Below are 17,115 nucleotides of genomic sequence, written 5' to 3'. Positions count from 1 at the left end.
TGCTCCGTGTTAAGTACTATTAGAGCGGTACTAATCAAGCGACTATCGGGCTGGAATCATGGAAAAAAACGCTGCTGCGAAACCGCTTACGAGGACTTTGGTGCGCTATTCCCGCATTCGGCAGCATGCCTCGTCGGAGGGCAAACCTGCACTGCCTGCCCGGATTAAAGTTCTAGAGGTTCAGGTTCCGATTGGGAATCCTTATGACATTGGAGTAGAAGAAACGTTGCTTGCATTGCGGCGATCCGGAGTGCTCACCAAGAGCGGAAAGTTGGGAAAGCCGTTTCGATGATCTGGCCTCACCCATCGCCTCGTAACCACCGCTGCAATGATCGCCGTCGGTGACCTTCCAACCTGGAGACTCTGGCTGCAGCATGATCTCTAGGCTAGGGTTGACGCGTCTTCCCAGCTTGCAATTCTTTTGTGTAACCTTGGGGCATGCGTTTGCCATCTCTCAGGAGGGTTCGCGTGGTTAAAGGTGCCGTTTTTCGAAGCAATCGCACTCAGGCAATAGGCCTTCCTAAGGCGGTCGAGCTTCCTGATGACGTAAAGCGTGTCGACGTTGTCGCTCTCGGCCGTACACGGATCATCACGCCCGATGGTCAATCGTGGGATAGCTGGTTCGATAACAACGATGTTACGTCCGACTATATGACGCAGCGTGAGCAGCCAGTTGTCCTGAAGCGCGAGGTGCGTTGATGCTTAAGTTCATGTTCCATACCAAACTCTGTATTGCGGTTAGGGGTGGCAGTTGACTTGACCCAAAAACCGAGGACCATTAACGATACGTTCGCCCCTACCTTCCATCTCTGCGGAGTTCCAATCTAACGACCACGTCGCCAGGTACCGGTGGTTTCGGGCGAAAGTGGAGGCAAGTCGACGTGACTCCCGCGCTAGCATTCCTCATGATGAGGCGATGGCACAATAACGAGAGAAGTTGGCCGCGAAGTGGACCAAAATTGAGACTGAAGCTGCAGTTGGGCAATAGGGTCTCGCACCGCTTATCTAATATTGCACGGGCACTGCCGCTAATCTTGGCCACCACGGCCCATCGAAGGGTAACCGCGTGTACGTTTGGGAGGTATTAATGAGCATCGCATTCATCGTTGTTGTCGTCGTGCAAGCGGTACTTGCTCTGTTGATCGGATACGTCAACGTTATGGAGCGACTTATCGAAAATGGAGACTTGGAGCGTTAAGTTCCCTCCATACGGAAACGGCGTCCGACCGGAATGTACGAAGCGCTTCGATCACGAGGCAATTTTCCCCATGGCCCGTTTCCTACGAATTGGAGGCCGTGGGCGCTTAGGCGGCGAGTCCGTGTAATGCGACCAGGGATTGGAAGAGGCCTTCACGCACTTCGACGCCCCGTTAGCGGATATCAGGCCGTCACTCGGGAATCATCAATATCATCCGAGCGCTTGAAGTTCGGGTCGTAGCAATCCCATGGCGAGTCAAGTGTTTGATGAACTAAGGCCCAGCAGCCACAACGGTTCACAACCTTGGGCTCTATGTCCAGACCCTACTTAGTACGGGGGCAGGCCCGGCTAGCTATCCAAAAAGCTTCTTGTGGCGTGAGATGGCTCGCCTCATCGCTGCGTTGGGAGAGGGGGGGGTCAGCATTGCCTCAGCGAATGCCTCTTGAGCCGCCTTTGATAGATAAATCACATCTTCCGGCACCACCTCGGCTTCCGAGGCTAGTCTTAGCGACTCGATGACAAATTCTTCTAACGTTTGACCCTTCAGTTCGGCCGCTAGCTCCATGAGGGTGTGAAGCTCCGGCGAAATTTCGACTTGGAGTTGATGACGTTTTGGCATGGGTGCCTCCGACTGGGGGACCAGACTTACCGCATGATTCTATCGGTTGGCTATCCAACGCGTACGTCCGCTATCGCTTTCTTTCAGAGCTAACGTGGCAGGTCTTCAGCGGACTCCTCGAAGCATTCAATGCCTTCCCTGAACAATTCCAAACTCAACGACATTTTTTCCGCAAAATTCCAAACTCAATGACAGATCGATTCCAATCTCGATGATAGAGTTTTTGTAAGTCATTGATTTTTAAGCAAGTACGATTCCAAACTCAGTGCTATTCGACAATTGTTGTCGAAGTTCATGTCGAAATTCATCTAACTTGGGATTTACGTCATCCAGTTTGGAAATCGAGAATTTTCGATATGCAAGCACTGGCGTGGCCCCCAGTCGGATTCTTCCTCTGGAGGTCCGATTTCGAGTGTCAAGTTCAGAGTGACTCGGCTTCCTTCGCCGAATGAAGCCTGTGCCCACTACTGGCGAATCGAGGCGGCTGCCCGGTACACGACGTCCACCTGGTTCGGTATTGGTCATGCAGGCAGGATATGGCTGGCAAACGACGGTGCCTCTCGACCGGAGCCGCCGTTGGCGACGGGCCGCTTCCTACATGTTGAAGGCCTACGGCTGCCTGTTGATTCCAGCGCAGTCGTACCCAGCCATGAAGAGGCAAGCCTCAAGGCTGCGAATGCCTGAAGGGGACGGGTTGGTCAGCAACTCGGACAGAAGCCATCCAAGTCGAACCTTGGCAGAGGCCCATTCCTTCGCTGTACGGATGGCGCGCTCCTTCGATTGTTTTTCCGAGGAATAGTGCAGAGTCGGTGGCTTGATACTTCCGGGATATCGCGCATGCACGCTGCGTCTTTGGCCGCCGCCACCGACCGCTGGGAAGACCAAGGCCGCCGAGAGCGGTTCCGCAGTTTGGCCGTCCTCACAGCGCCAAGTCTCAACGAGCGTCGCGATGGCCCCGGCGACGCGAGAGTCGTAAATGGGAAGCCCGTCGCCTGAGTTGAGCGCGTGAACTTTCGTCAGCATCGAATTCATCGCCAGGATCGCTGGCAGCTCGCCTGCTGGCTGAGCGACCGCCGTTTGCAACGCCAGATCAGACTTAACCGCATTCAGATAGCGAAGCAGGCTTGCTTGGGACCGCAGGAACGGCAGCGCGCCCACGTTTGAATTCCGGTCACCTCCCCATCGAACGATGTCCTCGCATGCCGCAAGAGCTTCCGCGTCGTTGCGTGCCATGATGATGCCATTGGACAGGTTCTCCAGCTTCGCTCGAGTCTCAGCGAAGCTCCCGCTCGTCATGCCAGTGGCTCGCCAGCTATACACCTGAGTTAGCCGAAAGAATGGGACCTTCTGGCGGACTGCAACGGGCACCTTCGACGACTTCGAGATAGCCAAATCGATGGAGGTGGTTGCCAGGGAACCGGGACCTACTGGCGCCAAGTGACCATCCTCATTGCAGTGAAGCTTACCTGCCCATGCGACAAATGCATGAGACGCTGCTTGAAATTGTTGTCTATTCACGAGCTCATCTTCTTTTCTTTTGCGTTTAGAAACCAACAGGGATTTCACGCGAGCGAGGAGCGGGCACCCGTGTGGCGAACATCCCCAATGGCCTGCAGCAGGCCGCCGATAAACTGGTGGATTAGCGCCAAGGTGATGGCGTCTTGCGTCTCGGTCGACGTCAGCATATCCGCTATCCGCCGTGGTTGAAACCGCAGTCCCGCTGCTATGCTTTGCCTCACTGGTCGCCACGCCGCAGCGCCGGGCCATGGCGGCAGCCCAACCGCAACTCAGGAGCATCGACATGAAGCTATCCAAACGCGTGTTATTGGCAGGGCTGGCGTTATCCGCGCTGGCGTCAGTGGCTCCCTCGGCCATGGCGCATCACGGTTGGTCTTGGGCGGAATCCGAACAGATGACCTTGCAAGGCACGGTCGAGCAGGTGCAGGTCGCGCCGCCCCATCCCAATTTGAGGGTGCGAGCCGACGACGGTGTCTGGCTTGTGGAACTCGGCAATCCTACCCAGACGAAGGAAGCGGGATTCGTCGAAGGGTCCGCCAAGCCGGGCGACGCCATCACCGCCATTGGCAACCGCGACCAAGACGCCGGCAACAAGCGCATGAAGGCCGTCCAGATTATGGTGGGCGGCAAGACCTACGACATCTATCCCAGCCGCATCAAGAAGCCCTGAGCCGCACGGCCTTCAGCCATGCCTGAACTGCTTCGGCTGGCGCTGGAACAGCTTACGACCCTGCCGCCAGCGCTGTGGCTGCGACGGTCCGGAACGCTGTACCTTCTGGTCAACGCCGCCCATATCGGCGCCATCGGCCTGTTGATCGGTTCAATCGTTCCGCTGGACCTGCGCCTGCTCGGCGTCCTCAAACCCACTTCCCTGGCGCTGCTGGCGCCTGTGTTGGCGCGCACGGCCGCGGTTGGGCTTGCGCTGGCCGTACTGACCGGCGCCACGCTGTTTACCGTGCGTCCGCAGGAATATCTTGAGAACCCGGCATTCGTGGTGAAGATGGGCTTGCTTGGCGCGGGTGCGATCAACGCGTGGCTCGTGCGCCGGGGCGGGGCGTGGGGGCAGGTATTGCAGGGAGATCGCCCGTCCGGCGCGCTGCGTTGCCAGGCCGCCGCCTCGCTGCTGCTGTGGACGGGCTGCCTGGTAGCGGGCAGATGGATCGGATTTCTGTAGGCCGCCGTTCGCTTGCATTGACCCGGTCAGGCGGCCGGTGGCGCCCCAGCGCTACTGTGCCGCACCGGTTGCCTTGGCCACATAGTTCGCAAGCGCCTCTACATCCCCATCGCTTAGCGCGTCAAAAGCCGGCATGACGCCGATGCCGTTGCGTACGGCCTGCATGACTCGCTGCGCGTCTGGCTTGAGCTCGTCCAGATTGGGTCCGATGGTCCCCTTGGCGCCCGCGTCGGCCATTGTGTGGCAAACGGCGCAGGCCGGCGTTGAACCCTTCAGGAACAGCGCGCGGCCAGCGTCGGCATTGGTCGGCTCCGCGGCGACGGTCAAACTGCCCGGTACGCACAACAGAGCCGCCGCCAACACGGGGAATACCCGCCACCCGGGAAGGTGGCGCGGTGTAGGGGGGGACACAACCCTGCTCGGCATCAATCCGCCATGTTCATGACACATCGACAGCCAAGCCGTGATCCTGCCAGCTACTGTTGATATACCCCCGTACATTTTCAAATCGCTTTTCCATCTGCACGTTGCCCGCTGTGTCTTCGACGCGGCTGACCAGCATGTGCTGTCCTGCGGGAAGATCGATGGGTAGCGCGAACTGTCGCCACGCGTATTTGCCAAGGTCCGGCCCGATAAGCGAAGCCTCTTTCCAGGTCTTGCCGCCGTCTATCGAGACCTCCACCCGCTTGACCGCATGCATGCCCCCAAATGCCACGCCGCGCACGACGGTGCGTCCCGCCTTCAGGGCCTGCCCATCCGTACCAGGCGCGGTGATCCAGGATTTGGGCTCCATGGCCCAAACGGAGGGCTGGTCAGGGCCAGATTTGGCGCCCATCGGAGTCAGCCGATAGCCGGTTTGCTGGATCTTCGCGCGACTCTGTTCGTCGGTAAAGGCAAGGCGCTTGATGTACTTGACGTTGTTGACGCCGGTATAGCCAGGAACGATCAGCCGCAGTGGGCCGCCGTGGGCCAGCGACAGAGGCTCGTTGTTCATTTCCCAGGCCAGCATGGCATCTTGCATGGCTTCCCGCGGCACCGAACGCTCAACAAGCAAGGTCATGGGGTCGAGGCCTTCAGGCAAAACTTCACCGCCTGTGCCTGTCATGTAAGTGGGCTTGCCCTTCAGGCCACCCAGGTGTTCGACCAAGGTGCGCACCGGAATGCCTGACCACATGACGCAGCCGGCCGCGCCTACCTTCCAAGGCGTGCCGCTGGGCTTGTGCGGAAAAAAACCGCGGCCGTTGCCGGAGCATTGCAGCACCATGGCCAGCGTTTCCACGCCCAATGCCTTGAGTTCCCCCACGGTCAGGGTGCGCGGTTGCTCCACGCCGGCAATCTCGACGGTCCATGCATCGCGGTCATCCAGGATGGACTCGGCGGGCGGCGGAAGGTTGTTGCGTACGTAAAGTTGGCGTGATGGCGTGATGATCCCGTCACCAAAGGCACTGCGCTTGGTTTCGATCGTGTTGGCACTATGAACGATGACGCTGTCGGCGTCTTTCCATGCCGCGTAGGGGGGCAAGGGCTTGGCTGCGGGGGCGGCTTTGGTCGCGGTGGGGTTAGCGATTGCGTCTGCCGCACAGACGGCACCTGTGGCGCCCAGGCCAACGGCGGCAAGGGCGCCGGCGCTGCCGGCCAGCAGGCGCCGCCGGGCAAGGTTCGGGGGAAGTGTCTCCATGGCATGCCTCTCTGGTTGCCGCGCCTTTGAGAACCCGGCGCTGTGTTCTACCTATCGCGGCCCGGCGAAGCGGGGCCTTCTGCATCATCGACACTGCGTTTTTTCATGTCAAGGGGTTCTAAAGGACTATGGATTTCGTACTTTTTTGGATAAACCGCGGATGCCGACGATCGGACCGAATGGCTCTTCATTGAACAGATCAGCGTCCAGGGGCACATCGGTGAGTGTGGGAGATTGCGCCGTACCGCATGGATAGCGTGCGTGCGGCCAGGTATACAATCACGCCGTCTTAAGCATGAAAATTGTCGCGACGCGGACTGAATTTTTGCGGAAAGATCCAGGCCTTGTTGATGCCTGGCGCGGGAGCGCGCGCTGGGAAATTTTCCAAATCAGAGCAGGCGAGTTCCAGTTATGAGCAATGCATCACATCCTGAGAAGGCTGCGCCGCACTCAGGAGCGACTGTGCGAGCGGAGGTACGTTTGCCAGTTCGGCTGAATGATGGCAATGAAGCTGTCGCCGTTCTGTTCACCTTTTATGGTCTTGCAGACGGGAAAGAACATATTGCGCTGAAGTTTGGCAAGCCCGGCGCCAGGCCGCTGGTGAGGCTGCATTCAGAATGTCTAACAGGCGACGTCTTTGGGTCGTTGCGCTGTGATTGTGGCCCGCAACTTCAAGAGGCTTTAGGGCTTTTGCATAGTGAAGGCGGGTACTTGCTCTACCTGCGGCAAGAGGGGCGAGGCATCGGGCTGTATTCCAAGCTCGACGCGTACCGTTTGCAAGAGAATGGGCGCGACACCTTTGCCGCGGATCGAGAGCTTGGTCACTACAGCATTGACAGTCGCGATTACACGTCGGCGGCTCAGATGCTACACGCCATGGGAATCACGCGCATCGAGCTACTGAGCAATAATCCGGACAAATCGTTGCAGCTCGGACGGCATGGCATTCAAGTGGAATGCCGGCGAACCGGCGTGTACGCCAATCCTCACAACCTTGCATATCTTCAGGCCAAAGTGGATCAGACGAACCACGCCCTGCCGATGGGCCTTCCGTTCATCAATCACCCGAATTCATGTGAGTGCTAGGAGCGTTGCAGCTCAAGAGCATCGCATCGCCGATGTCGTGGCCGCCAATCTTTCCGGCTGAGGCATTCGAGTTCATCGTTGCCAAGGGCCGGACAACGCAGGCGTATCCACGCTGTCGTTGATCCTGCTGGCTATCGCCGTGGGCCCGACCGTCGGCGGACTGCTGTTCGATTCGATGGGCTACTCAAGCACTTTCATGGCGAGCGCCACCGCGTTGCTGTTCGCGGCCTTGCTCACCTTCCGGCTACACGGCGCTCACGATAGGGGCTAGCGGGTGCTTTACGTTTTCGACAGACAGCCTCGCAGGCAAGGCAACGCCGTTTTTTACCGCAAGAATTTCTGCCATGATGCTCACGGCGATTTCGGCGGGCGTCTTGCTGCCGATATAAATGCCCACGGGTGCATGCAAATGGGCTAGGGACTCTGTGGTTTCGCCAAAATGTTCAATGAACCTTTGCCTGCGGCTTCGCGTGTTACGGCGCGAACCAATGGCGCCGACATAGAAGGCGGGGCTGTGAATCGCCTCCAACAGAGCAAGATCATCAAGCTTGGGATCGTGGCTCAGGGCCACAATGCATGTGCGTGGGTCGGGACGCAGGGCATGCACAGCGTCATCCGGCATTTCGCGGGTGATAGATACGCCGGGTACCGACCAGGAGTGCAGGTGCTCGACTCGCGGATCGCAGACCGTCACCGAAAAATCGTTGAACAAGGCCATGGTCGCCAAGTATTCCGCCAGCATCCCGGCGCCGATGAGCAGCATTCGGTACTGCGGCCCTAATGTGCAGGAGAGGGTGGCGCCGTCGAAGCGCAGGGCTTCGGGCGCTGAGGTTGGGGTCAATGTCACCGCACCAGTGGCCACATGCACGGTGCGTTGGACGAGTTGCCCCCTTTCCAACTGTTGAACCAAGGTGTCGAGCGCTTCGAAGTCCGGTTGAAATTCCAGTAGCAGCTCCAGCGTGCCGCCACAAGGCAGTCCGAAACGGTGTGCTTCGTCAGCGGTAACGCCGTAGCGCACCAGTTCAGGAGCGCCTTGCGGTATCGAGCGGGCTTTGTAGGCACGGGTGTATCGGTGTATCAAGTCATCTTCAATGCAGCCGCCAGAAACGGAACCGACACATCGCCCGTCTGCACGCAGCGCCATCATGGAGCCAACCGGACGCGGAGACGAACCCCAGGTTTTCACTACTGTCGCCAGCAGCAGATGGTGTCCTTCTGCGTGCCAAGAGCAGGCTTCTCGAAGGACCCGGACGTCAACGGTTTCCATTTATCAACCACGGTGCGCACGGGCAGGCTGCGAATCCGCTTGCCGGTTGCGGCGGATATGGCGTTGCACAGCGCGGGCGCCACGGGAGGTACCGGCGGTTCGCCCACGCCGCCGGGCGGCAAGGCGTGGTCGTCATTGACCAGATGCGTCCGGATCACGCGCGGTGACGCATTGTGGCGCAGCACTTCGTAGTCGTGGAAGTTGCTTTGCTTCACGCGGCCATTCTCGAAGGTGATCTCGCTGGTTAGCGCCAGGCTCAAGCCCATGATGGCGCCACCTTCCATTTGTGCGCGGATGCGTTCAGGGTTGACCTGTGGGCCGCAGTCCATCGCCATGTCCACGGCAACGATGCGCACTTGGCCTTTGTCGTCTACGGCAACCTCGACCACGGTGGCCGTGTAGCTCATGAAGCTGTAGCAGAATGCCAGGCCAAGGCCGTGTCCCTTGGGCAGTGTTCTGCCCCACCCGGCACCCGCGCATGCCGCTTCAATGACACCGCGAAGGCGGCCCGTGTCGTAGGGATAGCGCTCGGGCGATTCGGAATAATTCCACGTGTCGGCCATTGTTCCAGGGTCGAGCTGGCGGGCCGGGCCGATAAGGTCAAGCGCGAATTCCTTGTGGTCCCTGCCCGCGCGCTGGGCGAGTTCGGCAATGAAGCACTGGGCCGCAAAGGCATGCGGGATGTTGGCGACCGAGCGAAACCATCCGATGCGGGCATGCGCTTCCACTTCGGCCGTCTCTACCCTTACGTTCGAAATGCGGTACGGCATGTTGATCGCAGACATGGCGGACTCGAACATCTGCTGGCCTTTGGCGCCTTCTGAGAAGAGCGACGCAATGGTGGGGGCGGCGCTGCGGTGCAACCAGGACTGGACCTGCCCTGTCTTGTCCAGGACGGCCTCCAGCCGTTCGATGGAGACGGTATGCAGGTAGTCGTGATGGATGTCGTCCTCGCGCGTCCACACCAGTTTGACGGGTGTGCCTTCGGGCATGGCTTGGGCGACGATGGCGGCTTCATCCACGAAGTCGGGCTTGGACTTGCGGCCGAACCCTCCGCCCAATAGCAAAACGTTCACTTTGACGTTGGCGGGCTCAAGGCGCAGGCGGGCGGCCACGGCATCGCGTGCGGCAACCGGGTTCTGGATCGAAGTCCAGACTTCGGCTGTCTTGCCGTTGATCCGCACCGTTGCCACCGGCGGTTCCATCGAGGCATGGGCCAGATGCGGTACGTAGTATTCGGCAGCCAGACGCGCGTCTTCGGGCGCTTGAGCCCAGGCTTGCGCGGCGTCGCCTTCGTTACGTATCGGCTTGCCGGGCTGGCGCGCCGCCGCCTCTAAAGTTTGGCGGTAGCTCGTCGAATCGTAGTTGCCATTGGGACCGTCGTCCCATTCGATCTCCAACGCATCGCGGCCCTGGTGGGCGGCCCAGGTGTTGCGCGCAACGACCGCGACACCACCCAGTGGCTGGAAGGCCGGTGCGCCCTTCATCGCGGGAATTTCGACAAGCTTCAGCACGCCAGGCACGCTTAGCGCCTTGGCGCTGTTGAAGCGGCGCAGTTTGCCGCCGACGACAGGCGGGCGCGCCACCACGGCATAGACCATGCCGGGCAGACGCATATCCATGCCGTAGGTCGCCTGGCCTTTTCCGATAGCCTCCAGGTCAACTAGGCGGACCTGGTCTTTTCCGATGTACCGGAACTCGGCCCGGACCTTGAGTTTGAGCGCATCGCCCATGGGCACGGGCTGCTTGGCGGCGTCGGCCGCCAAGTCGCCGTAGGTCAAACGGCGTCCGGTAGGCTGATGCAGCACCTCATGCTGTACGGCTTTGACCTGAGAGACGGGCACGGACCACCGCGCGGCCGCGGCGGCCTCGAGCATCTGGCGGGCGGCTGCACCCACGCGCCGCATGGGCATCAGGAAGTGGCGGACGCTACGTGAGCCGTCCACGTTCTGGTTTCCGTAGCGGGCTTCGTTGGCTTCCGCCTGCACGACCTTTACGCGGTCCCAGCGCGCTTCCATCTCGTCGGCCACCACCATGGGCAGGCTGGTGCGCACTCCCGTGCCCATTTCGGCGCGGTGCGCGACGATGGTGACGGTGCCGTCGGCGGCGATGCTGACGAAAACCAGCGGGTCGTCGACGGTGCCTCCGGGCATGCTGTCAGCGCCATACTGCTTCGCATTGGTGTCTTCCGCCCAGGCTGTGGTGATCAATCCCTTGGAGGTAACGGCCAAGGTGAGGGCGCCCAGGCTGCCTTGCAAAAAGCTGCGCCGGGAAAATTGAGCGCTACGTGTCATTGTTTGCTCCCATGGGCCAGGCGCTCGGCAGCCAGCTGGATGGCGGCGCGGATGCGGGGGTAGGTGCCGCAACGACAGATGTTGCCGCTCATCGCGTCTTCGATATCTTGATCGGTGGGCCGGGGGGTGGATTTCAGCAGGCTTACCGCCGTCATGATCTGGCCTGCCTGGCAGTAGCCGCATTGAGCAACGTTCTGTTCTATCCAGGCTTGTTGCACGGCTTGACCCACCGCGTCTGCCTCTATCCCTTCGATCGTGGTGATGCTGTGGCCCGCCGTGGCCGAAAGGGGCGTAACGCAGGAACGGATAGGTGCTCCGTCCATGTGCACGGTACAGGCCCCGCACAATGCCATGCCACATCCGAACTTGGTGCCCGTCATGCCAAGCTCGTCCCGCAGGGCCCAGAGCAAGGGCGTTTCGCTTGGCGCGTCGATGTCCTTCGCCTGGCCGTTGATTTGAATGGGGGTCATAGCGGAATCCTTGGAAGACAAGCGTGGCACATGATGCCTTGCCTTAAGCGGGAGGCACAATCTCTACGCTTCGAATTTTGCCTAAAAAAATTCTAAGAAAATTCATTAGCTGCGCTTATAGACCTATTCATGTGCGCTTGCCCGGAGAGTCGGGCATGGACGCACGCGACGGTCGGGCGGCGGGACTCGTGACGGCCCAGTCCTGCACATGCCGCTCAATATGCTCGCGAATGAAGTCGGCAAGCACGCGCGTCGCCATCGACGGAAAGCGGTTGGGCGCGGTGAGCAGGTAGATGGCGTTGCCAACGCCTTCGGGCTCGAACTCGGGCAGCACTTCAAGCAGTTCCTGGTCGCGCAACTGTTTCCATACCGCGTAGCGGGGCAGCAAGGCCACGCCCAGCCCCGCCAGGACCGCGTCCCGCAGGAACGGATAGTCGCCCGATTGCAGCCTGGGCGTCACGCGCAGGATCAGCGGGTCGCCGTGCTCCTGTTTCAAGCGCAGGTCAAAGCGGCGGCCCAGGGACTGCGGGGCAATCAGATCGCATCGCCCCAAGTGCTCTACCTTCTGCACCGGCTCGGTTTGCGCCAGGAATGCCGGCGAGGCGCACAGGCACCATTGGATGCCGCATACGCGGCGCGCCACATGGTCCTCGGGCGGCGATGAGGTGATCTTCAGCGCCATGTCGACTTCGGCGGAGATCAGGTCTCCGATGCCATCGTTGATATGCACGCGCAGCGAAATATCGGGATGCGCGCGCGCGAATTCAAGCAGCACGGGCGCCAGGTACAGATGACCCAGGCCCGTCGGCAGCCGGATGCGCACGTCGCCCCTGACGGTTCCGTCCAGGCTGTCGATGGCGGCTTGCACGGCGCGCATCTCGTCCAACAGACGGATGCCGTGCTGATAGAGCAACTGGCCGGCCTGTGTCAGCTCGACGTGCCGGGTGGTGCGCCGGAAAAGCTGCGCGCCCAGGTCCAGCTCAAGCCGCTTGAGCCGATGCGACATGTTTGATCGCGTCATGCCGCAGCGCACGGCGGCGGCGCTCAGATTGCGTGATTCCACCATTGCCACGAAGAGTCTGACCAGGTTCAGGTCCGGCATATTGTCAATCATCATTCACCATTCAAGGAACAAGTTGATGGATTGTCCAATGATGCCGGCGAGTCTAGCATCGACCGCATTGTCCTTGCCTTTCTTGCACCTATGCCGACCACGCCGATCGACCCTTCTTCCGGCCCGCATTCAGCCCCGCGTTCATCCCCCTACGCAGGCCTGCGCGTGCTGGACCTCAGCCAGGGAATCGCGGGCCCCTATTGCGCCCAGATACTCTGGCAGCAAGGCGCGGACGTTGTGAAGGTGGAGCCCCCGGACGGCGATTGGGGCCGCCATGTCGGCGTCGTGCGGGAAGGGCAGAGCGCGCTGTCGATCGCCTACAACGTGGGCAAGCGCGGTGTATGCGTGGATGCCCGCCAGCCACGGGGCAAGGCCCTGCTGGCGCAGATGGCACAACAGGCCGACGTCCTGATCCAGAATTTCCGCCCCGGCGTGGCCGAACGCATGGGCGTGGGCTACGACAGTCTGGCCCAGCGCTGCCCGGGCCTTGTGTACGTGTCCATCAGCGGCTACGGGCCGGATGGCCCCAGCTCGAACGCACCCGCGTCGGACTCGGTGATGCAGGCCGACAGCGGGTTGATGTTCGCGAACCAGACGCCCGAGGGCGAGCCGCGCCGAATCGGTCTGCTGATGGCCGACATCGCCACGGCGCTGTATGCCGCGCAGGCCACCAGCGCCGCGCTGTATCAGCAGGCGCGCGAGGGCCGCGGCCAGCATGTGCAGTTGAGCCTGTTCCAGGCCTGCGCCGCATTGCAGGTCAACGACATCCTGGCGTTCGGCATGGCGGGCGCACGCGCCGCGGGCGCGGTGAGCGCGCCCAACGGCGTGTTCGGGACGGCAGACGCAAGCCTGTCGGTCCTGGCGCTGAACAACGACCAGTTCGCGCGGCTTTGCCGTGCGCTGGAACGCACCGACTGGCTGGCCGACCCGGCGCTATCCAGCAACGAGGGGCGCATGGCGCAACGCGAACGACTTCATCGCGAATTGGCCGCTCAACTTGCGACGCAGCCTGCCGCGCACTGGGTGGAGCGCTTCACGCGCGAAGACGTGTTGCATGCAAGGGTCAGAGACTACGACAGCTTGGCCGCTCACCCGCAGGCCGCGCATATCGGTCTGCTGGAGCCGCTGTCGCAGCCCGGCGGCGAACCCTTGCCATTCGCGCGCGTGCCGGGCGCGGCTGCGCGCCGGCCGTTGCAAGCCGCGCCCGAGATCGGTCAGCATACGGTTGCCGTGCTGACGGAGTGGGGGGTAGCGCCTGCAGACATTCAGTCCATGCTGGACATGGGTGTACTGCGCCAAGCGCCGTCTGCTCAAGGGGGGCACTGATGCGCGCGCTGATCTGCCAACGACATGGTCCGGTTGAGGACGTCTTGCCGGGCGACATGCCGGACGCTCCGGCCCCTGGCCCCCACGAAGTCACGGTTGCCGTGGAATTCGCAAGCGTCAGCCACGCGACCAAGCTGCTGATCGAAGGGCGCTATCAAAGCCGGCCACCTCTGCCATTCGCGCCTGGCACCGAAGCGGCCGGGCGCGTCATTGCTTGCGGGGCGGAAGTCACGCGCCTGAAGCCGGGCGACAAGGTGGTGGCGCTGTCGCGCTGGGGCTGCTACGCCGAACGCCTGACCTTGCCCGAGTACACGGTCTATCCCGTGCCCGACGACTTGCCGCTGCTGTCTGCCCTGCCCATACCCATTTCCTATGGAACTGCCTGGTGCGCCTTGCTGTGGCGCGCCGCCATGCAGCCTGGCGACACCGTGCTGGTGTTGGGGGCCGGGTCTGGCGTCGGCTTGGCGGCGGTGGAGATTGCCTCGTCGCTGGGCGCCACGGTGCTGGCCTGCGCCAGCACGGATGCCAAGCGCCAGGCCGCGCTGGCCGCGGGCGCCGCGCATGCGTTCGCCGCTGACGAAAACATGGTGCAGGCGGTCAAGGCGGCAAGTGGCGGGCGCGGCGCCGACGTGGTGCTGGATGCCGTGGGCGGCGACGCGTTTGAGCGCAGCGTGCGCGCGGCGGCGGCCAATGCGCGGATGGTCTCGGTGGGCTTCGCCAGCGGCCGCGTTCCCGATGTGCCACTGAACCTGTTGCTGGTGAAGAACATTGCCCTGCATGGGTTTTTCTTTGGCCGCTACATCGGCTGGACGCCTGCTGACGAACGCATCGTCCACGCGCCCGCCATGCAGCGGACGATGTCCACTTTGTTTGACTGGGCCCGCAGCAAGCGGATCCGGCCAGCTGTAACGGCGGTCTATCCGATCACCGGTCTTGCCGCAGCACTCGCCGCCCTGGAAAGCCGACAAGTCGTCGGCAAGGTGGCGATCACAATAACGACGGAGACAAACCCATGCATGCCATCACCGCCCGACTCGCCCTTGGGGCGAACTGCTCCCGCATAGCCCCACGCGCCAGGCAACTGGCCGCCGCCGCACTGGCCTTGGGCCTTGCCACCGGTCCATTGACCGCGCTGGCCGACGACGCTGCGTTTCCCTCCAAACCCATCACCATGGTCGTCCCCTATCCGCCGGGCGGCCCGACGGATATCGTGGCGCGCTTGGTGGCGGCGGAAATGTCCAAGACCATTGGCCAGAACATCGTCGTTGACAACAAGCCGGGCGCAAGCGGCATGATCGGCGCTGATCTCGTGGCGCGCGCCGCGCCGGATGGCTACACCTTCCTGGCCAACGCATCCCTGCACGTGATCAATCCGTATATCTACAAGTCGATGCGCTACGACGCCTTCAAGGATTTCGCGCCCATCACCCAGTTGGCGGACGTGCCCTTGGTGCTGGTGGTGCCACAAACCGGCAAGGCTCGTACCGTTCAGGAGCTGATTGCGCAGGGCAAGAAGCAGCCGCTCAATTTCGGATCGGCCGGGTCCGCATCGGCGCAGCAGCTTGCGGGAGAGTCCTTCAAGGTGCGCTCCGGATTGCAGATGCAGCATGTGCCCTACAAGGGCAGCGCGCCGGCATTGACGGATCTGGTGGGCGGACAGATCCAGCTGATGTTCGACTCCATGCCTTCGGCCATGCCGTTCATCAAGTCGGGAAAGCTGCGCGCGGTGGCGGTCACGACCGCGCGGCGGGTGGATGAACTTCCCGACGTGCCGACCATGGCGGAATCCGGCTTTCCGGGATTCGATATCAGCACCTGGTATGGCCTGTGGGCACCCAAGGGCACGCCACCCGAGATCGTGGCCAAGCTGGCCGACCATGCCGCGCGAGCACTCAAGCAGCCCAACGTCGTGACGCAGTACACGGCGCTGGGCGCCAAGCCGGTGGGTTCGGACCCGGCCACGTTCGCGCGCTTCAATGTGTCCGAGGGACAGAAGTGGGGCGATATCGTGAAGGCGGCGCAGATAACACCGCAATAGTTGGCCCCCTCAAGGCATCAAGAGGGATGGCTTGAGGGGCGACGTCGGCGCGAGCCGGCGCCCTCAAGCCCGCCCGCGCCGAGGCAGCCAGCGCCAGAACACGCCCGCCGCGACCAGGCCCAAGGTACCAACCCCAAACGATGCGCCGCCTAGCGACACCAGGGCGGTCAGTACCGATAGCGCCACCGGCCCGCCGCTTGTGCCCAGGTCGGCCATGAAGCGCCAGATGCCCAGGAACTGCGTGCGTGCGCCTGGGGGCGCGGCGTCGGCGCCCAGCGTCATCACGATGCCGGAGCCGATGCCGTTGCCAAAGCCCAGCAGCGCCGACACCAGGATGAAGCTCGTTACGCCGCTGGTCAGCGGGATGGCCATCAGGCTCAGCCCCATCAGCAGCGTGCACGGCAGCGCCACCCACAGGCGGCCGCGCTGGTCCATGACCTTGCCCGCCGGATAGAACACCGACATATCGACCGCGGCGACGAGCCCGTAGACGAGTGACGTGGTGGCGGCGTCCAGGCCTAGATGGTCCGCCCACAGCGGAATCACCACCTGGCGTGATGCGCGCAGCGCGCTGATCAGCATCACGCCCACGCCCAGCGTGGCGTACACGCCGCGATGGTCGCGCGCGACTTCGCCTATGCGGGCGCGTGGGGCACCCGGGCCTGTGTTACCCACGGGTTCGATGTCGGGCGCCTTGATGGCGATGAACCCCGCGCCGAACATGGCGCAGATGGCAATCCAGTAAGCGCCTTCAAGCCCCACGAAATGGATGAGCGCCGCACCCGCGAAGGGGCCGATGAAGGTGCCGATGCGCGTGGTGCCGCCCAGCGTGGACAGGGCGCGCGCCCGGTACGCCAGCGGCACGACCTCGATCATGTAGCTTTGGCGCGCCAGTTGGAAGACCGACTGCGCGCAGCCCTGCATCAGCATGGCCAGCGCCAGCACCCAGAGCGTGGGGACGGTGATGACGAGAGCCAGGCCGACCACGCTTAACAGGGCGGCGCCGGCCATGGCGCGTTTTTCGCCAAAGCGCTCGGTGATCAGCGCGGACGGAATATTGCAGAGCAGCGACCCGATCCCGATCAGGGCGGCGATCAGTCCGGCGGCGGCTACCGAGGCGCCTTGGTCACGCGCGGTGAGCGCGATGACGGGGAGGATGGCGCCGTTGCTGATGCCATAGAGCAGCGACGGGCCGAACGCCGGCACGGCGATCTGCCTGAGATTGAACGAATTAGGTTGCGACATGACGGAGCGATGAGAGCAAGGCCGCCTGCCGACCGCCACGCCCATGCGCGCGAGGCCGGTCCGGCGGCCATCGGCGCGGGATCCCGAG

The 17,115-nt window shown here is 62.2% G+C and carries 18 protein-coding genes; 8 read left to right on the top strand and 10 right to left on the bottom strand.

Features of this window, described 5'->3' with window-relative positions:
* The first annotated feature begins 438 nt into the window (after window positions 1-438).
* Both vapB and relB read left to right on the top strand, forming a co-directional pair.
* Window positions 439-699 carry a type II toxin-antitoxin system VapB family antitoxin gene (gene vapB / locus ELS24_RS25635; protein WP_164741303.1) on the top strand — a complete coding sequence of 87 codons (261 nt, stop codon included), beginning with the start codon at window positions 439-441 and terminating at the stop codon, window positions 697-699.
* A gap of 85 nt (window positions 700-784) precedes the next feature.
* Window positions 785-928, top strand: a complete 144-nt coding sequence (gene relB / locus ELS24_RS31785; RefSeq protein WP_127186469.1) for a type II toxin-antitoxin system RelB family antitoxin — start codon at window positions 785-787, stop codon at window positions 926-928.
* A gap of 622 nt (window positions 929-1,550) precedes the next feature.
* Here the strand turns inward: relB and ELS24_RS25625 are convergent.
* From ELS24_RS25625 to ELS24_RS31555, 3 genes are all read right to left on the bottom strand, one after another.
* Complete coding sequence (locus tag ELS24_RS25625; protein WP_127185724.1) at window positions 1,551-1,817, bottom strand: DUF1778 domain-containing protein; 267 nt, start codon at window positions 1,815-1,817, stop codon at window positions 1,551-1,553.
* Window positions 1,818-2,426: 609 nt separating this feature from the next.
* On the bottom strand, window positions 2,427-3,050 hold the full coding sequence (locus ELS24_RS25620; RefSeq protein ID WP_127185723.1) for a hypothetical protein: 624 nt from the start codon (window positions 3,048-3,050) through the stop codon (window positions 2,427-2,429).
* A 329-nt stretch (window positions 3,051-3,379) separates the two neighbouring features.
* A complete protein-coding gene (locus ELS24_RS31555) occupies window positions 3,380-3,502 on the bottom strand; it encodes a hypothetical protein (protein ID WP_255695988.1) in 123 nt (40 codons plus the stop codon).
* 116 nt (window positions 3,503-3,618) lie between these two features.
* Here ELS24_RS31555 and ELS24_RS25615 point away from each other — a divergent pair, with 116 nt between their 5' ends.
* Both ELS24_RS25615 and ELS24_RS25610 read left to right on the top strand, forming a co-directional pair.
* The gene (locus ELS24_RS25615) at window positions 3,619-4,005 is read left to right on the top strand and encodes a DUF6152 family protein (RefSeq protein WP_127185722.1); all 387 of its coding nucleotides are present in this window, start codon (window positions 3,619-3,621) and stop codon (window positions 4,003-4,005) included.
* 18 nt (window positions 4,006-4,023) lie between these two features.
* Entirely contained in the window at window positions 4,024-4,509 is a 486-nt protein-coding gene (locus ELS24_RS25610) for a DUF6644 family protein (RefSeq protein WP_127185721.1), read from the top strand.
* A 51-nt stretch (window positions 4,510-4,560) separates the two neighbouring features.
* On the opposite strand, the gene ELS24_RS25605 is transcribed toward ELS24_RS25610, so the two are convergent.
* Both ELS24_RS25605 and ELS24_RS25600 read right to left on the bottom strand, forming a co-directional pair.
* Entirely contained in the window at window positions 4,561-4,920 is a 360-nt protein-coding gene (locus ELS24_RS25605) for a c-type cytochrome (RefSeq protein ID WP_370641216.1), read from the bottom strand.
* A 28-nt stretch (window positions 4,921-4,948) separates the two neighbouring features.
* Complete coding sequence (locus ELS24_RS25600; protein WP_127185719.1) at window positions 4,949-6,187, bottom strand: sulfite oxidase; 1,239 nt, start codon at window positions 6,185-6,187, stop codon at window positions 4,949-4,951.
* Between the two features lie 411 nt (window positions 6,188-6,598).
* Here ELS24_RS25600 and ribA point away from each other — a divergent pair, with 411 nt between their 5' ends.
* A complete protein-coding gene (gene ribA, locus ELS24_RS25595) occupies window positions 6,599-7,273 on the top strand; it encodes a GTP cyclohydrolase II RibA (protein ID WP_127185718.1) in 675 nt (224 codons plus the stop codon).
* A 244-nt stretch (window positions 7,274-7,517) separates the two neighbouring features.
* Here the strand turns inward: ribA and ELS24_RS25590 are convergent, their stop codons facing one another.
* The 4 genes from ELS24_RS25590 to ELS24_RS25575 all read right to left on the bottom strand — a co-directional run bounded on the left by ELS24_RS25590 (window position 7,518) and on the right by ELS24_RS25575 (window position 12,418).
* Entirely contained in the window at window positions 7,518-8,540 is a 1,023-nt protein-coding gene (locus ELS24_RS25590; protein ID WP_127185717.1) for an XdhC family protein, read from the bottom strand.
* Window positions 8,459-10,834 carry a xanthine dehydrogenase family protein molybdopterin-binding subunit gene (locus tag ELS24_RS25585; RefSeq protein ID WP_127185716.1) on the bottom strand — a complete coding sequence of 792 codons (2,376 nt, stop codon included), beginning with the start codon at window positions 10,832-10,834 and terminating at the stop codon, window positions 8,459-8,461. Before ELS24_RS25585 ends, ELS24_RS25590 begins: the two co-directional genes overlap by 82 nt.
* Window positions 10,831-11,304, bottom strand: a complete 474-nt coding sequence (locus ELS24_RS25580; RefSeq protein ID WP_127185715.1) for a (2Fe-2S)-binding protein — start codon at window positions 11,302-11,304, stop codon at window positions 10,831-10,833. The genes ELS24_RS25585 and ELS24_RS25580 overlap by 4 nt, the downstream gene beginning before the upstream one ends.
* A 127-nt stretch (window positions 11,305-11,431) precedes the next feature.
* On the bottom strand, window positions 11,432-12,418 hold the full coding sequence (locus ELS24_RS25575; protein WP_127186468.1) for a LysR family transcriptional regulator: 987 nt from the start codon (window positions 12,416-12,418) through the stop codon (window positions 11,432-11,434).
* Between the two features lie 90 nt (window positions 12,419-12,508).
* Here ELS24_RS25575 and ELS24_RS25570 point away from each other — a divergent pair, with 90 nt between their 5' ends.
* Genes ELS24_RS25570 through ELS24_RS25560 form a run of 3 tightly spaced genes read left to right on the top strand, consistent with a single transcriptional unit; the run spans window position 12,509 to window position 15,782 of the window.
* Window positions 12,509-13,744 (top strand): CaiB/BaiF CoA transferase family protein, encoded by a 1,236-nt coding sequence (locus ELS24_RS25570; RefSeq protein WP_127185714.1) that lies wholly within the window; start codon window positions 12,509-12,511, stop codon window positions 13,742-13,744.
* Window positions 13,744-14,808, top strand: a complete 1,065-nt coding sequence (locus ELS24_RS25565) for an NADPH:quinone oxidoreductase family protein (RefSeq protein ID WP_127185713.1) — start codon at window positions 13,744-13,746, stop codon at window positions 14,806-14,808. The genes ELS24_RS25570 and ELS24_RS25565 overlap by 1 nt, the downstream gene beginning before the upstream one ends.
* Window positions 14,757-15,782, top strand: coding sequence for a Bug family tripartite tricarboxylate transporter substrate binding protein (locus ELS24_RS25560; RefSeq protein WP_127185712.1), 1,026 nt, complete (start codon window positions 14,757-14,759; stop codon window positions 15,780-15,782). The genes ELS24_RS25565 and ELS24_RS25560 overlap by 52 nt, the downstream gene beginning before the upstream one ends.
* 63 nt (window positions 15,783-15,845) lie before the next feature.
* Here ELS24_RS25560 and ELS24_RS25555 read toward each other — a convergent pair whose 3' ends face one another.
* Complete coding sequence (locus ELS24_RS25555; RefSeq protein ID WP_127185711.1) at window positions 15,846-17,027, bottom strand: MFS transporter; 1,182 nt, start codon at window positions 17,025-17,027, stop codon at window positions 15,846-15,848.
* Between the last annotated feature and the right edge of the window lie 88 nt (window positions 17,028-17,115).

Source organism: Achromobacter spanius, assembly GCF_003994415.1.
Lineage (GTDB): Bacteria > Pseudomonadota > Gammaproteobacteria > Burkholderiales > Burkholderiaceae_B > Achromobacter > Achromobacter spanius_C.
Note: the sequence above shows the minus strand (reverse complement) of the source record. Positions and strands in the feature narration are given on the sequence as shown.

Coding starts and splice junctions, on each gene's coding strand:
- ELS24_RS25585 (WP_127185716.1), bottom strand. CDS start 10,834: ATGACACGTAGCGCTCAATTTTCCCGGCGCAGCTTTTTGCAAGGCAGC.
- ELS24_RS25580 (WP_127185715.1), bottom strand. CDS start 11,304: ATGACCCCCATTCAAATCAACGGCCAGGCGAAGGACATCGACGCGCCA.
- ELS24_RS25590 (WP_127185717.1), bottom strand. CDS start 8,540: ATGGAAACCGTTGACGTCCGGGTCCTTCGAGAAGCCTGCTCTTGGCAC.
- ELS24_RS25555 (WP_127185711.1), bottom strand. CDS start 17,027: ATGTCGCAACCTAATTCGTTCAATCTCAGGCAGATCGCCGTGCCGGCG.
- ELS24_RS25625 (WP_127185724.1), bottom strand. CDS start 1,817: ATGCCAAAACGTCATCAACTCCAAGTCGAAATTTCGCCGGAGCTTCAC.
- ELS24_RS25620 (WP_127185723.1), bottom strand. CDS start 3,050: ATGGCACGCAACGACGCGGAAGCTCTTGCGGCATGCGAGGACATCGTT.
- ELS24_RS25575 (WP_127186468.1), bottom strand. CDS start 12,418: ATGATTGACAATATGCCGGACCTGAACCTGGTCAGACTCTTCGTGGCA.
- ELS24_RS25560 (WP_127185712.1), top strand. CDS start 14,757: ATGCATGCCATCACCGCCCGACTCGCCCTTGGGGCGAACTGCTCCCGC.
- ELS24_RS25600 (WP_127185719.1), bottom strand. CDS start 6,187: ATGGAGACACTTCCCCCGAACCTTGCCCGGCGGCGCCTGCTGGCCGGC.
- ELS24_RS25565 (WP_127185713.1), top strand. CDS start 13,744: ATGCGCGCGCTGATCTGCCAACGACATGGTCCGGTTGAGGACGTCTTG.
- ELS24_RS31555 (WP_255695988.1), bottom strand. CDS start 3,502: ATGCTGACGTCGACCGAGACGCAAGACGCCATCACCTTGGCGCTAATC.
- ribA (WP_127185718.1), top strand. CDS start 6,599: ATGAGCAATGCATCACATCCTGAGAAGGCTGCGCCGCACTCAGGAGCG.
- ELS24_RS25570 (WP_127185714.1), top strand. CDS start 12,509: ATGCCGACCACGCCGATCGACCCTTCTTCCGGCCCGCATTCAGCCCCG.
- vapB (WP_164741303.1), top strand. CDS start 439: ATGCGTTTGCCATCTCTCAGGAGGGTTCGCGTGGTTAAAGGTGCCGTT.
- ELS24_RS25610 (WP_127185721.1), top strand. CDS start 4,024: ATGCCTGAACTGCTTCGGCTGGCGCTGGAACAGCTTACGACCCTGCCG.
- ELS24_RS25615 (WP_127185722.1), top strand. CDS start 3,619: ATGAAGCTATCCAAACGCGTGTTATTGGCAGGGCTGGCGTTATCCGCG.